Here is a 14297-nt window from a genome sequence, read left to right as displayed (position 1 = left end):
GCGCGGAGCGGGCTCAGCGCGGCTCGGAGGGGGTCGACTCGATCAGGTCGACGAGCCGCCCGGAGCCGTCGCGGACTCCCACGCGGGCGGCCCGGCGCGCCATCTCGTCGCGACGGGCGGTGTCGCCCAGGAGCGGTACGAGCTCCCGCTGGACCCAGCCGGGGAGGAAGGCGGCGTCCTCGACGAGGACCGCTCCCCCGGCGTCGACGACGCCGCGCGCGTTGTAGCGCTGCTCGCCGTTGCCGACCGGGTACGGGACGTAGACCGCGGGCAGGCCGAGGGCTGTCAGCTCGCTGACCGTCGCTGCCCCCGCGCGGGAGACGGCCACGTCCGCGGCGGACAGCGCGAGGTCCATCCGGTCGCAGTAGGCGAGGAGGTGGTAGCCGGCCACCCCCGGGTCCGTGATCTCGGCGCGGTCGCCCGTGATGTGGAGGACCTGGAAGCCGGTGGCGACGAGATCCCGGGCGGCGGCGTGCACCGTCGCGTTGATCCGTCGAGCGCCGAGGGAGCCGCCGGTCACCAGGAGGGTCTGCCGGGACGGGTCGAGGCCCAGCGCCGCCATCGCCTCGTCGCGGCGCGCGGCCCGGTCGAGCTCGGCGATCTCGCGGCGCAGCGGCATGCCGACGACCCGCGCGTGCGGCAGGGGCGTGCCCTCGAAGGCCACGCCGACCGAGCGGGTCGCGCGCGCGCCGAGGCGGTTGGCGAGCCCGGGGCGCGCGTTGGCCTCGTGGACGGTGAAGGGGACGCCGGCGCGGCGCGCCGCCAGGTAGGCGGGTGCTGCCGCGTACCCGCCGAAGCCGACCACCGCGTCGATCCGCCGGTCGCGGATCGTCCGGACGATGCCGGCGATGGTCGCACGGAAGGCTCCGGGGAACCGCAGCGCAGCCGCGTTCGGACGGCGCGGGAACGGCAGCCGCGGGATCACCGAGAGCTCGTAGCCGCGGAGGGGGACGAGGCGGGCCTCGAGCCCCTCGGCGGTGCCGAGCACGAGCACCTCGTCGTCCGGGTTCCGCCTGCGGATCTCGTCGGCCGTCGCGAGCAGCGGATTGACGTGGCCGGCGGTGCCGCCGCCGGCGAGGAGGTAGCGGGTCACTCCGCCGCCGCCTTCCTGCGGCGCAGCACGCCCGCGCCGGGCAGGGGCGCGGTCTGGGTACGGGCGAAGGAGAGGACGACGCCGATGGCGAGGAGCGAGCTGAGCAGGGCGGTGCCTCCGGAGGAGATCAGCGGCAGCGGGACCCCCAGCACCGGGAGCACCCCCAGGACCACGCCGATGTTGACGAACGCCTGGCCGATCAGCCAGACCATGATCGCGCCGGTGCTGATCCGCACGAACGGATCGGAGGACGCGTGGATGACGCGGAAGAAGGCGACCGCGAGGACCACGAACAGCGCCAGGACGACGATCGCTCCGATCAGCCCGAGCTCCTCGCCGATGATGGCGAAGATGTAGTCGTTGTCCGCGGCGGGCAGCCAGGACCACTTGGCCTTGGAGTTGCCGAGGCCCACGCCGAAGATCCCGCCGGAGGCCATCGCCCAGGTGCCGTGCACCGGCTGCCAGCACGAGTTCTGGTACTCCTCGACGTTGGAGCAGTCGCCGAGGAAGGACATGATCCGGGTGAGGCGGTTGTCGCTGGAGACGGCGAACAGCACCGCTCCGATCGCGCCGACCACCACGATCGGCACGAGGACCTTCATCTGGACGTTCGCGTAGAAGAGTGCGGCGAGGACGATGCCCGCCATGATCACGACCGTGCCCAGGTCGCCTCCGATGAGGACCAGTCCGATCGCCGCGCCGCCGACGATCAGGACGGGGATGAGCGCGTCCTTCCAGTCCTTCGGCGACCGGTAGCGGCGGGCGAGCAGGAGCCCCAGCCAGAGGGCGAGCGCGAGCTTGATGATCTCGGAGGGCTGCATGCTGAAGGCGCCGAGGCGGATCCAGTTGCGGTTCCCGCCGACGGAGTCGCCGAGCGGTGTGAAGAGCACGAGGCACTGGAGGACGCAGCCGGCGATGAGCAGGATCGGCGTCACGCGCTTCCACACGCCGAGGGGCAGCCGCGAGACCACCAGCATCATCGGGATCCCGAGGAGGGCGAACCCGCCCTGGCGCAGGAAGCCCCCGAAGGAGTCGTCGCTCGACACGTAGGAGGTGACCGACGAGGAGGAGAGCACCATCGTCAGTCCGAACAGCACCAGGAAGAGCGTGGTTCCGAAGAGGAGGTAGAAGTTCGGCGAGTGGGAGGCGAAGACCTTCGAGAGGACGATCCGCGCGGAGCGGGCCCCGCTCCGGTCCTTCCCGCGCGGCTCAGTGCGCGAGCGGCCCGCGGGGCGGCTCGTCGTCGGAGCGGTCATCGGCTCCCCCTCCCAGGTGTGTCGCCACGGCGGCCGCGAAGGAGCGGCCCCGAGCCGCGTAGTCGAGGAACTGGTCCATCGAGGCCGCGGCGGGTGCGAGCAGGACGACGTCCCCCGAGCGGGCGAGCGTCGCGGCCGCCTCGACGGCCGCCTGCATCACCGCACCAGTGTCGTCCGGCACCGCCTCGCTCACGGGGAGGGCGGGCGCGTGTCGTCGGAATGCCGCGAGCAGCGCCGAGCGGTCGGCGCCGATCACCACGGCGCCCCGCAGGCGGCCGACGTGCGCGGCCACGAGGGCGTCCACGTCGACGCCCTTGAGCAGGCCGCCGACGACCCAGACGACCGACGGGTACGCGCGCAGCGAGGCGTCGGCGGCGTGCGGGTTCGTGGCCTTGGAGTCGTTCACCCAGGTCACCCCGTCGTGCTCGGCGACGACCTGGATGCGGTGGGCGTCGAGCTCGAAGGACGCCAGCGCGGTGCGGACGGCCGTGACCTCGATCCCGCACGCTCGGGAGAGCGCTGCCGCGGCGAGCACGTTCTGGACGATGTGCGGAGCGGCGAGGTTCCGTGCGGCGAGCTCGTCCACGGTGGTGATCTCGAGGGCACTGGTGCGGCGGTCCTCGAGGAAGGCGCGGTCGCAGAGGATGCCGTCGACGATCCCGAAGTCGCTCGGGCCGGGCACGCCGAGGCCGAACCCGATCGCCCGGGCGCCCTCCACCACCTCGGCATCGAGCACCATCTGCTCGGTCGCCGCGTCGGCGCGGTTGTACACGCAGGCGACGCGGGTGCCGGCGTAGACCTTGCCCTTGGCCGCGCGGTAGGCGTCGAACGAGCCGTGCCAGTCGAGGTGGTCGTCGGCGATGTTGAGGCACGCGCTCGCGATCGGCTCGATCGCGCCCAGGTAGTGCAGCTGGTAGCTCGAGAGCTCCACGACGAGGACGTCGAAGCCCTGCGGGTCGCGGACCGCGTCGAGCACGGGCACGCCGATGTTGCCGCAGGGGGCGGCGCGGAGGCCGCCGGCCACGAGCATCGTCGCCGTGAGCTGGACGGTCGTGGTCTTCCCGTTGGTGCCGGTGACGGCCACCCAGTCGGCCGGAGTGCCGTCGGCGCGCACGACCTTGTCGCGGACACGCCAGGCGAGCTCGACGTCGCCCCACACGGGGATCCCGGACTCCGCCGCCCACACGAGGATCGGGTGCGTCGGCCGGAAGCCGGGCGACACCACGACCAGCTCCGGTGCGAACGCGTGCAGCTCCTCCGGAGCGGAGTCGAGGCGGTCGGCCCGGTGCAGGCGGGCGCCGATCACCTCGAGCAGGCGCTCGCGCTCCTCGTCGGCGCGGTCGGCGAGGACCAGCACCTCGGAGCCGAGCTCGGTCAGGGTGTCGGCCACCGAGAACCCGGTGACGCCCAGGCCCAGCACGGCGACGCGCAGGCCGCGCCAATCCGAGTGCCAGCTGCGGAGGGAGTCGGGACGGGCGGGATCGGTCATGCCAGCGACAGCCATTCCAGGTAGAAGAGCCCGACTCCGGCGGCGACGAAGATGCCGGCGATGATCCAGAACCGGACCACGACGGTGATCTCGGCCCAGCCCTTGAGCTCGAAGTGGTGGTGGAGCGGGCTCATCAGGAAGATGCGCTTGCCCCGGGTCAGCTTGAAGTAGATCCGCTGGAGGATGACCGAGCCGGTCACGATGACGAACAGGCCGCCGATGAGGATGACCAGCAGCTCGGTGCGGGTGAGGATCGCCAGGGCCGCGAGCGCGCCGCCGAGGCCGAGCGAGCCGGTGTCGCCCATGAAGATCTGCGCCGGCGAGGTGTTCCACCAGAGGAAGCCCACCAGGGCACCGGAGACGGCCGCCGCGATGATGGCCAGGTCGAACGGGTCGCTCACCTGGTAGCACTTGTCGACGACCTCGGGGTTGAGGTGCTGGTCGAAGCACCACTGGTTCGACTGCCAGAACCCGATGATGACGTAGGAGCCGATCGCGAGGATCGAGGACCCGGTGGCGAGTCCGTCGAGCCCGTCGGCGACGTTCACGCCGTTCGACGTGCTGGTGACGATGATGCAGATCCACAGCACGAACAGGCCGATGCCGATCCAGCCGAGGGAGGCGAAGTCGAACGGCAGGTCGCGGATGAACGAGATCGAGGTGGACGCGGGGGTGAGCCCGTTGGAGTCGCGGACCATGATCGCGATCACCGCGAAGGCCGCGGCGACGATGACCTGGCCGGCGATCTTCGCCCAGCCGCCGAGGCCGAGGCTGCGCTGGTTGCGGGTCTTCAGGAAGTCGTCGACGAAGCCGACGAGTCCGAGCCCGACCATCATGAAGAGCACCAGCAGGGCCGACGGCGCGATCGCCCGGTTGCCGAACAGCATCCCGAGGAAGTAGCCGACCACGGTGCCGATGATGATGACGATGCCGCCCATCGTCGCCGTGCCGTGCTTGACGTGGTGCGACTTCGGTCCGTCCTCGCGGATGAACTGGCCCCACTGCAGGCGGTGGAAGAGGCGGATGAACAGGGGCGTCATCAGGAGCGTGAAGGCTCCCGAGAACGCGCCGGACAGAAGGAGTGCCCTCATCGGTGACGCTCCCCGAGACGGTCGGCGAGGAAGCGCAGCCCCGCGGAGTTGGACGACTTGACCAGCACGGTGTCGCCGGGTCGCAGGTAGTCCTCGAGGAGGTCGAACGCCTCGTCGGAGGTCTCCGCGAAGACGGACTCGCCGCTCCACGATCCCTCGCGCTCGGCCGCGACGTGGATCCGGCGGGCGCCTCGGCCCACCACCACGATCTGGGAGATGTTGAGGCGGACGGCCAGCAGGCCCACGCGCTCGTGCTCCTCGTCGGCCCACTCGCCGAGCTCGCTCATCTCTCCCAGGACGGCGACGGTGCGCCCCCCGGGCTTCGCGATCTGGGCGAGGGTGCGCAGGGCGGCCGCGGTGGAGTCGGGACTCGCGTTGTACGCGTCGTTGATGACGCGGACGTCCTCGCCGCCCAGGACCTCCATGCGGCCGCGCTCGGCGAGGGTGACGGTCGCGAGCGCCTCGACGATCGCGGGCAGCGCCACTCCGACCGAGAGCGCGGCGGCGGTCGCCGCGAGGGCGTTCATCACGTGGTGCTCGCCGAGGACGCGCAGCAGGAGCTCGGCGCGGGCGGCCTCGCGGCCCTCCCCCGCCGAGACCTCGATGGCGAAGCGGGTGCCGTCGGCGGTCGCGTCGATGTCGACGGCGCGGACGTCCGCGCTCTCGCCGCGGCCGAACCAGAGGACCCGGGCGGCGGTGCGGCCCGCCATCGAGGCGACCCGGCCGTCGTCGGCGTTCAGCACGGCGACGTCGTCGGCGGTGAGGTCGGCGACCATCTCGGTCTTGGCCTCGAGCGTGCGCTCGATCCCGCCGAACTCGCCGGCGTGCGCGAGGCCCACGGCGAGGACGACGCCGACGTCGGGCCTGGCCATCCGGACGAGGCGGCGGATCTCGCCGACCGCGCTCGCGCCCATCTCGGCGACGAGGAAGCGCGTCGACTCGGACACCTGGAGCATCGTGATCGGCGCGCCGACCTCGTTGTTGAAGGATCCGCGCGGAGCGACCGTCTCGCCGACCCGCTCGAGGACGGTGCGGAGGAGGTTCTTGGTCGTCGTCTTGCCGTTCGAGCCGGTGACGCCGATGACGGTGAGCCCGCCCTTCGCGCGGACGCGCCGGACGACCTCGGTCGCCAGCGCTCCGAGCGCCTCGACGGAGTCGTCGACGAGGACCTGCGGCACGTCGAGGTCGAGCGGGCGCTCCACGATGAGGAGCGCGGCACCGCGCTCGAGAGCGGCGGGAGCGAAGAGGTGGCCGTCGGTGTGCTCGCCGCGCTTGGCGACGAAGATCCCGCCGGGCGCGATCTCGCGGGAGTCGGTCTCGGTCGCTCCGTCGATCACGGTGGCGGCCGTGGCGGACGAGCCGGCCAGGTGGAGGCGTCCGGAGACGGCCTCGGCGATCTCGGTGAGGGTGAGGGCGATCATCTACAGCCAGCCCGCCTCGCGCAGCGCGTGACGGACGTCGTCTCTGGCCGAATACGGCATGTGCACTCCTGCGATCTCCTGGTGGTCCTCGTGGCCGGGCCCGGCGTAGAGGATCGAGTCCCCTTCGCGCGCGAGGGCGACGGCGGCGCGCACGGCGGCGCGCGGGTCGGCGATCTCGTGGATCTCCCGGTCGGGCACGGCGGCCCGGGCGCCCTGGAGGAGCGCGGCGCGGATGGCGGCCGGATCCTCCCAGCGCGGGTGGAAGTCGGTGACGACCACGACGTCGGCGAGGCGGGCGGCGATGGCGCCCATGTCGCTCCGCTTGGTCGTGTCGCGGTCCCCGTCCGCCCCGAACACCATGAACAGGCGGCCGGGCGTGATGGACCGCAGCGCCTCGAGCGCGTTCTGGAACGCGTCGGGGGTGTGGCCGTAGTCGACGTAGACGCGCGGTCCGCGCTCCCCCGAGACGAGCTCGGCGCGGCCCGGGATGTAGACGTCGAGACGGCTGTCCTCGAGCGCGTGCGCGACGGCGTCCAGGTCGAAGCCCGACTCCACCAGCATCACGATCGCCAGCGCGGCGTTGGACGCCATGTACCAGCCGATCAGCGAGACGGTGACGACGACGGAGCGGTTCTCGGGCCCCTCCAGGCGGAAGGTGGTGCTGTCGGGCGTCGCGTCCAGCACCGTCATCGACCAGTCGGCGGGCGTCGTCGGGGCGACTCCGACGACCGGCGAGCCGGCGAGCGTCGCGACGGGGATGCGGCTGCGCTCGGCGAGCTCGCGCCCCCAGGCGCTGTCGACCGTGACGACGCCGCGGCGTGCGCGCTCCGGCTCGAAGAGGTCGGCCTTGGCCTCGAAGTACTCGCGCAGATCGGAGTAGTCGTCGAGGTGGTCGTGGCTGAGGTTCGTGAAGCCGACGACGTCGAAGACGAGGCCGTCGATCCGGTGCCGCGTGAGCGCCTGCGCCGACACCTCGATGGAGACCGCGCGGACGGCGGACTCGCGCATCCGCGCGAGCAGGCCGTGCAGCTCGCTCGCCTCGGGAGTGGTCAGCGAGCTGACCACGGCGACGTCGCCGATCCGGCGCTCGGCGGTGGAGCTGAGGCCGGAGACGACTCCGAGCCGGCGCAGCAGCGCGTCGAGGATGTAGACGACGCTCGTCTTGCCGTTGGTCCCCGTCACGCCGAAGAGCGTCGGGACGTCCTCGCGGGTGCGGTGGATCCACGCGGCGACGTCGCCGAGGGCGGCCCGCGGGTCGGGGGTCACCAGCACGGGCAGGCCGCTGTCGGCGGCGAGCTCCGCTCCGGCCGGGTCGGTCAGCACGGCGACGGCTCCGGACGCCGCGGCGGCCGACGCGAAGGCCGCGCCATGGGCACGGCGTCCTGCGACACCGACGTAGAGGTCTCCGGACTCGACCTGGTTCGAGTCCAGCGTGACTCCGCTCACCTCGACGCCCTCGAGGCCGCGGACCGGGCCGAGGGAGAACTCGGCCACGAGCTGCGAGAGGCTCCGCGGCACGGGGTGCTCGGGGCGGAGGGAGGACTGCGGGCGAGGGTCGTGCACTGCCCGCTCTTTCTCTCGTTCTGGTGCGTGGATCGTGGTCCCGGCGGGGCTCACCACGTCGTCGGGTACTCGACGGGCGGCACCGTGGACGGCTCCACCCGGTTGGTCTTGAGCACCTGGGTCATGACCTGCTGGAAGACGGGAGCCGTCGCCTGGGACGTGTTCATCTTAACCGGATCGGCGATGGTGACCGTCACGACGTACTCCGGGTCCTCCGCCGGCGCGAGCCCGGCGAGCGAGACGGTGTAGCTCTTCGAGTAGCCGCCCTTGCCGTCGGGCTGCTGCGCGGTACCGGTCTTGGTGGCGATGTTGTAGCCGTCGACGTGGATGTCGTTCGCCAGCCAGCCCTCGTTGTAGTGCGTCTGCAGCATGTCGACGACCTGCTTCGCGGCCGAACTCGACACCACCTGGGTGCCCGTCGCATCGGGGACGTCCACGACGGAGCCGTCGGCCGTGGTGCAGCCGTCGATCAGCTGCGACGGGAGCCGCACTCCGCCGTTGCCGAGCGTCTGGTAGATGCTCGCGACCTGCACCGCGGTCGCCGAGACGCCCTGGCCGAACATCGTCGTGTAGTTCGTCTGGTTGTCCCAGTCCTGGTAGTCGGCGAGCAGGCCGCCCTCCTCGCCGGGGAAGCCGCTCGTAGTGGGCGTGCCGAGACCGAACTTCTGCAGGTAGTCGTAGCGGGTCTGGGCCGACAGGCGGGAGCCGAGCATCGAGATGCCGACGTTCGACGAGTCCTTGAGGATGCCGGTCAGCGTGTAGTTCGTCGGGGTGTGCGCGAAGTCGTCGCTGAACGAGGCGCCGTCCTTCTCGAAGGAGTCCGGGACGACGACCTGGGTCGTCGGGCCCGCCTGGCCCTGGTCGATCAGCATCGCGGCAGTCATCGGCTTGAAGGTCGAGCCCGGCTCGAACGGCGCGCGGAACGCGCGCGAGCTGCGGTCGGCGGAGGCGCTCGCCTCGACGTTGTTGGGGTCGACGGTCGGCGTCTCGGCCACGGCGAGCAGCTTGCCGGTCTTGACCTCCTGCACCACGACGATCCCGTAGCTGCCGCCGACCTCGGCGACGCGCTGCGAGAGGACCTGCTGGGAGTAGTACTGGAGGTCGGAGTCGATGGTGAGCTTCAGCGTCCCGCCGTCGACGGCCGGGGTCTCCGAGACGGTGCTGCCCGGGATCCGGACGTAGTCGGCGCTGCGCTCGTAGCTCTCGGACCCGTTCTGCCCCGCGAGGCAGGTGTTCTCCGCGTACTCCATGCCCTCCTGGGCCGCTCCGTCCGCCCCGACGTAGCCGACGAGGTTGCCGGCCACCGCGCCGTTGGGGTAGCTGCGTCCCTGCTGGGTCTCGAAGTAGGTCCACGGGATGTCGAGCGCGACGAGCTTCTGGTAGGCCTCGAGGTCGAGCCCCTCCGAGAGGATCAGGTAGTTGGCCTTCGCGTCCTTCGCGAGCGCGGCGTCCACCGCTCCGGTGATCTGCTCGACCGACTGCCCGGTGATCGCGCCGATCTCGGAGGCGGCCTGCTGCACGCTGACCATGACCTTCTGGTCCTCGCCCAGCTCGCGCGGGAACTCGGCCACGTTCTTCGGCGAGGTCGTCAGCCGGTAGCGCGTGGTGGTGTCCGCGAGCACCGTCCCGGAGCGGTCCACGATGGGGCCGCGCTGACCGTAGGTGACGACGCTGTTCGACTGGTTCTGGGCGGCCGCATCGGTGAGCTCGTTCGCCCGCACGATCTGGATGTCCACCAGCTTGCCGATGAAGAGTCCGACGACGGCGACGATGATGACGAACGTGACGGCCGTGCGGCGTCTGCTCGAGCGGTGGTGTCTCACTGCGGCGGTGTCCTTCTTGCTCCGGGCGGGCGGGCCGCCGTTCGTCGGGTCCGGATGGTCGTCGTGCGCCCCGCGGGGCGGGTGCCCGCACGGAGGCGGACCGCGACGCCGTGCGTCAGTGCGTGATGGGCGCGGGCAGCTCGCCCTGCAACGGTACGGCCGCGCCGTCGACAGCCGGGGAGGACGCGCTCGCGCCGGGCTGGAGAGCCGGGACGAGGGCGTTGGGCACGAGCGGCGCGGAGGCGGTGCCCGCGACTTCGCTCGACGCGGCGGAGGAGGGGTCGCCCAGCACGGCGCCGTCCGAGAGGCGGAGGTAGACCGGCGCGGTGTTGGCGACCATTCCCAGGCCCTGCGCGGCGGTGGCGAGGTTCTGCGGCGAGCTCAGCGTGTCGACGGCGTCCTGCTTCTCCGCGTTGCTGCGGGTGAGCGATTTCTGCTCGGTCTGCAGCGCCGAGATCTGGTAGGCCCCCTGCGAGAGGCCGACGCTCACCAGGAGCTGGACGACGATGATCGCGAAGAGGCCGGCGACGGCGACGATCCCGTAGACGAGCTTCGGGCGCGACTGCGCCTGACCGGCCGGGACGGCCTCGATGCGGGGGCGGGGCGCCTCCTCCTCGGGGCGTGCTCGGCGGGCGGTGTCGATGACGGCGGGGTCGATGACGGCGGTGGCGCTCATGCGGTGCTCCTGATCCTCTCGGCCGCGCGCAGACGCACGGGTGTCGCTCGGGGGTTGCGGGCCTTCTCGTCGTCGGAGGCGAGCTCGGCTCCGCGGATGACGAGTCGGAACTCGGGTCGGTGCTCCGGCAGCTCCATCGGGAGGCCGGCCGGGGCGGTGGAGGAGGACGCGGCCTGGAGCGCGCGCTTGACGATCCGGTCCTCGAGCGACTGGTACGCCTCGACGACGATCCGCCCGCCCTCGTTGATCCGGCCCAGCGCGGCGGGGATCGCCCGCTCGAGGACGGACAGCTCCTGGTTGACCTCGATCCGCAGCGCCTGGAAGACGCGCTTGGCGGGGTGGCCGTTCCGCTGGATCGCGACCGGGGTCGCCGCCTGGATGATCTCGACGAGACGGCCGGAGCGCTCCAGCGGAGCCTCGCGACGGGCCTCCACGATCTTCTTGGCGTAGCGCGCGGCGAGGCGCTCCTCGCCGTACTCGTGGAAGATGCGGCGCAGGGCGGTCTCGTCGTAGTCGGCGAGGATGCTCGCCGCCGTGAGCGGGGCGGTCGAGTCCATCCGCATGTCCAGCGGCGCGTCCTTGGAGTAGGAGAACCCGCGCTCGGTCTCGTCGAGCTGGAGCGAGGAGACGCCGAGGTCGAAGAGCGCACCGTCGATCGTGTCGATGCCCAGCTCGTCGAGCACGTCTGGCAGCTCGTCGTAGACGGCGTGCACGAGGTCGATCCTGGAGGCGTGGGCGGAGAGCCGCTCCCCCGCGAGCTGCAGCGCCTCGGGGTCGCGGTCCAGGCCCACGAGGTGCAGGCCGGGGAAGCGCTCGAGCAGCGCGAGCGAGTGCCCGCCCATGCCGAGCGTCGCGTCGACGACGACCGCCCCGTCGCGCTCCAGCGCCGGAGCCAGGAGCTCGACGCAGCGCTCGAGCAGCACCGGGAGGTGCCGCTCCTCGGTCGGGCGCGGAGCGCCCTTCGGAGTGTTCTCTGCCATGGCGGTCCCGCCGTTCCCGTTCCTGTCGTCCGATCCCCATCCACCTCGCGTCCGGACACCGGGGAAGGTGCGTCCGGGCGCCGAGTGGCTGGGAGTCGCGCGACAGGATCTAGAACAGGCCGGGGATCACCTCCTCCTGGGTGTCGGAGAACACGGACTCCTGCTCCTGCAGGTAGGTCTCCCAGGCGCCCTGCGCCCAGATCTCGGCGCGGTTGCCCGCTCCGATGACGGTGAGGTCGCGGTCGAGGCCGGCGTAGGCGCGCAGCGGAGCCGGAAGGGTCACGCGGTTCTGCTTGTCCGGCGTCTCGGCGCTCGCGCCCGAGAGGAACACCCGGAGGAAGTCCCGCGCCTGCTTGCTGGTCACCGGCGCCTGCCGGATCTTCTCGTGCATCACCTCGAACTCGGCCTGGCTGAACACGTACAGGCACCGCTCCTGGCCGCGCGTGACGACGACTCCGGAGGAGAGCTCGTCGCGGAACTTGGCGGGGAGGATCACGCGGCCCTTCTCGTCGAGCTTGGGGGAATAGGTGCCGAGGAACACGGACTGCCCCCCACTTCTTCCGGCCAAGGATGGTGTGTCCTCCACAGTACTCCACTTCCCCCCACTCACAACCCCGGCGCGGCGCGGGGCGCGCCGGAGAGGCCCCGGTCATCCGCGTGTTTCCGCGGAATCGCGACAGTGGGGCGAAGTGGAGGGGAAAGGCCGCGGGAGGGAGGCCGCGGGCACGAAAAAAGGGCCGATCCGTGAGGATCGACCCTGTGGTGGAGCGGAGGGGGGGGGCTAGCCGCGCCCGTCTCCGCGGTTGTCCCATCTGTCGTTCAGTCGGTCCATGAAGCCGGACCCCTGGCGGTTGCCCGAGCGGGGCTTCGACGGACGGCCGACGTCGGGCAGGCCGGGCTCGGCGGAGCCGCCGTCGGCCGGGCGCATGGCCACGATCACGCCGCCGAGCATGAAGGCGAACCCGAGGATGCCGACGAGGGGCTGGCGCACGACCACGCCCGCGACGAGCACGGCGAGACCGAGGATCCCGAGCAGGATGCCGAGCACGAGGGCCCGGTAGTTGGTGCCGCCGCGCCCCTTGCCGACCGCCGCCACGAAATCGGCGTCGTTCTGGTAGAGGTTCCGCTCCATCTCATCGAGGAGCCGTTGCTCGTGTTCCGAAAGCGGCATCGTGACCCCTTCAGGGTGCGGCGTCGACCCTTTCGGGGATCGGCACCGGAATAGGCGGCGTCTGGGCTCGACCGGTCGGGCGGCGCTTCAGTGTAGACCGAGCCCGACGCAGGCACCAGGCACCTTCGGTGCATAGGCTGGTCGGGTGAACCACAGCTCTCGACTGGTCGATCGCGTCCAGCTCCGAATCGATGAATTCCTCACCGGGCGCACGCCAATTCTGCGCTCCATAGGAGAGGACGTCTCCGCCCTCGGCGACCTTTCGCGGGACTTTCTCAGCGGGGGCAAGCGGTTCCGCGCGCGCTTCTGCGAGGCGGGCTGGAACGCGGTGTCGAGCACCTCGAGCGAGGCCCATCCGAGCGGCTCCGATCCGATCGCGAGGGTGGGCGCCGGGCTGGAGCTGTTCCACGCCGCCGCCCTCGTCCACGACGACGTGATCGACAACTCCGACACCCGCCGCGGCGCTCCCGCGGCCCACCGGCGCTTCTCCTCCTTCCACGCCGACGGCGGCTGGACCGGCGACCGCGACGAGTTCGGCCGCTCCTCCGCGATCCTCCTCGGCGACCTCCTCCTGGTCTGGTCGGACGAGATCTTCGCCGCGGCGGAGTGGTCGCTCGGGGATCGAGTCGCAGCCGAGCGCGCGCGCGCGGAGTTCAACCTGATGCGCACCGAGGTCACGCTGGGCCAGTACCTCGACATCCTCGAGGAGAGCGCGTGGGTGCAGCACCCCGAGCACGAGCACCTGCAGCGGGCGGAGCGGGTGGTGGTCTACAAGAGCGCGAAGTACAGCATCGAGGCGCCGCTGGTGATCGGCGGCTCCCTCGCCGGCGGCGACGACGCTCAGCTGGACGCCCTGCGCCGATTCGGGCTCCCGGTCGGGATCGCCTTCCAGCTGCGCGACGACGTCCTCGGAGTCTTCGGCGACCCGGCAGTGACGGGCAAGCCGGCCGGCGACGATCTGCGGGAGGGCAAGCGCACCGTGCTGCTCGGCCTCGCCCGCGGCGCGTGCTCGCCGGGCGAGCGGGCCGAGCTCGACGCGGTCGTGGGCCGGAGCGACGCCGACGCGGCGTCCATCGCGCGGGCGCAGGAGATCATCGCGGGCAGCGGCGCCCTCGAGCGGCTCGAGGAGCGCATCGACCAGGAGGTGGCCGCGGCGATCGCGGTCCTCCCCGACGCGCCGCTCCGCACGGAGGGCGTGAGGGAGCTGCGCGAGCTGGCCGCCCAGGTCACGGTCCGCACCTCCTAGGAGCGGACCGGCGGGATCAGGCCAGGGCCTGGGCGACCCGCCGGACCTCGGCCTTGCGGCCGGCGCGGAGGGCGACGATCGGGCTCGTGCCCAGGCTCTCCTCGACCGTCAGCATCCAGTCGACCGCCTCGTCGTCGGTGAAGCCGGAGTCGGCGAGCAGGATCGCGGTGCCGCGGATCTCGCTCATCGGCTCCCCGTCGCGGAGGAAGAGGGCGGGGACCTTCAGCACGCCGTCGCGGCGGGTGCCGAGCAGGTGGCGCTCCTCGAGGAGGCGGCGGACCCGGCCGGCGCCGAGCCCGGTCAGCTCCACGAGGTCGGGGACGGTCAGCCACTCGAGCTCGGAATCGGTCGAGGTGGCGGGGGAAGCGGACGAGTCGGTCACGCGTCAAGACTGCCACGAGCCCGGAGGGCCGCCAACTGCGGGCGCCCCGGAGAAGGAGTCGGGCCCGTCCTGCGCCGCCCGGGCGTCGCTCACGGTTCCCCCGGGG

Annotated in this window: 13 protein-coding genes; 1 reads left to right on the top strand and 12 read right to left on the bottom strand. The window is 72.0% G+C overall.

The features are described 5' to 3' along the window. Positions 1-13: 13 nt before the first annotated feature. The 11 genes from murG to GSU40_RS06870 all read right to left on the bottom strand — a co-directional run bounded on the left by murG (position 14) and on the right by GSU40_RS06870 (position 12563). A complete protein-coding gene (gene murG / locus GSU40_RS06920; RefSeq protein ID WP_160034218.1) occupies positions 14-1093 on the bottom strand; it encodes an undecaprenyldiphospho-muramoylpentapeptide beta-N-acetylglucosaminyltransferase in 1080 nt (359 codons plus the stop codon). Further along, complete coding sequence (gene ftsW / locus GSU40_RS06915; protein ID WP_104222593.1) at positions 1090-2349, bottom strand: putative lipid II flippase FtsW; 1260 nt, start codon at positions 2347-2349, stop codon at positions 1090-1092. Before ftsW ends, murG begins: the two co-directional genes overlap by 4 nt. Continuing rightward, the gene (gene murD / locus GSU40_RS06910) at positions 2303-3838 is read right to left on the bottom strand and encodes a UDP-N-acetylmuramoyl-L-alanine--D-glutamate ligase (RefSeq protein WP_104225371.1); all 1536 of its coding nucleotides are present in this window, start codon (positions 3836-3838) and stop codon (positions 2303-2305) included. The genes ftsW and murD overlap by 47 nt, the downstream gene beginning before the upstream one ends. Further along, positions 3835-4929, bottom strand: coding sequence for a phospho-N-acetylmuramoyl-pentapeptide-transferase (mraY, locus tag GSU40_RS06905; protein ID WP_104222591.1), 1095 nt, complete (start codon positions 4927-4929; stop codon positions 3835-3837). Before mraY ends, murD begins: the two co-directional genes overlap by 4 nt. Further along, positions 4926-6350, bottom strand: coding sequence for a UDP-N-acetylmuramoyl-tripeptide--D-alanyl-D-alanine ligase (murF, locus tag GSU40_RS06900; protein ID WP_104222590.1), 1425 nt, complete (start codon positions 6348-6350; stop codon positions 4926-4928). The genes mraY and murF overlap by 4 nt, the downstream gene beginning before the upstream one ends. Further along, the gene (locus tag GSU40_RS06895; protein WP_104222589.1) at positions 6351-7913 is read right to left on the bottom strand and encodes a UDP-N-acetylmuramoyl-L-alanyl-D-glutamate--2,6-diaminopimelate ligase; all 1563 of its coding nucleotides are present in this window, start codon (positions 7911-7913) and stop codon (positions 6351-6353) included. A gap of 50 nt (positions 7914-7963) precedes the next feature. Further along, entirely contained in the window at positions 7964-9736 is a 1773-nt protein-coding gene (locus GSU40_RS06890) for a penicillin-binding protein 2 (protein ID WP_244229623.1), read from the bottom strand. 115 nt (positions 9737-9851) lie between these two features. Next, the gene (locus tag GSU40_RS06885) at positions 9852-10412 is read right to left on the bottom strand and encodes a hypothetical protein (RefSeq protein WP_104222588.1); all 561 of its coding nucleotides are present in this window, start codon (positions 10410-10412) and stop codon (positions 9852-9854) included. After that, a complete protein-coding gene (gene rsmH, locus GSU40_RS06880; protein WP_104225374.1) occupies positions 10409-11392 on the bottom strand; it encodes a 16S rRNA (cytosine(1402)-N(4))-methyltransferase RsmH in 984 nt (327 codons plus the stop codon). The genes GSU40_RS06885 and rsmH overlap by 4 nt, the downstream gene beginning before the upstream one ends. 109 nt (positions 11393-11501) lie before the next feature. After that, positions 11502-11933 (bottom strand): division/cell wall cluster transcriptional repressor MraZ, encoded by a 432-nt coding sequence (gene mraZ, locus GSU40_RS06875; protein WP_104222586.1) that lies wholly within the window; start codon positions 11931-11933, stop codon positions 11502-11504. A gap of 240 nt (positions 11934-12173) precedes the next feature. After that, positions 12174-12563, bottom strand: a complete 390-nt coding sequence (locus GSU40_RS06870) for a DUF3040 domain-containing protein (protein WP_160034216.1) — start codon at positions 12561-12563, stop codon at positions 12174-12176. A 145-nt stretch (positions 12564-12708) separates the two neighbouring features. Between GSU40_RS06870 and GSU40_RS06865 the strand changes: the two genes are divergently transcribed. Next, positions 12709-13809 (top strand): polyprenyl synthetase family protein, encoded by a 1101-nt coding sequence (locus GSU40_RS06865; protein ID WP_160034214.1) that lies wholly within the window; start codon positions 12709-12711, stop codon positions 13807-13809. A gap of 16 nt (positions 13810-13825) precedes the next feature. On the opposite strand, the gene GSU40_RS06860 is transcribed toward GSU40_RS06865, so the two are convergent. Continuing rightward, the gene (locus tag GSU40_RS06860; protein ID WP_104222583.1) at positions 13826-14191 is read right to left on the bottom strand and encodes an Rv2175c family DNA-binding protein; all 366 of its coding nucleotides are present in this window, start codon (positions 14189-14191) and stop codon (positions 13826-13828) included. Positions 14192-14297: the final 106 nt, after the last annotated feature.

Source organism: Rathayibacter sp. VKM Ac-2805 (genome assembly GCF_009834265.1).
Classification (GTDB): Bacteria; Actinomycetota; Actinomycetes; order Actinomycetales; family Microbacteriaceae; genus Rathayibacter.
This window is presented reverse-complemented; position numbering and strand designations above follow the sequence as displayed.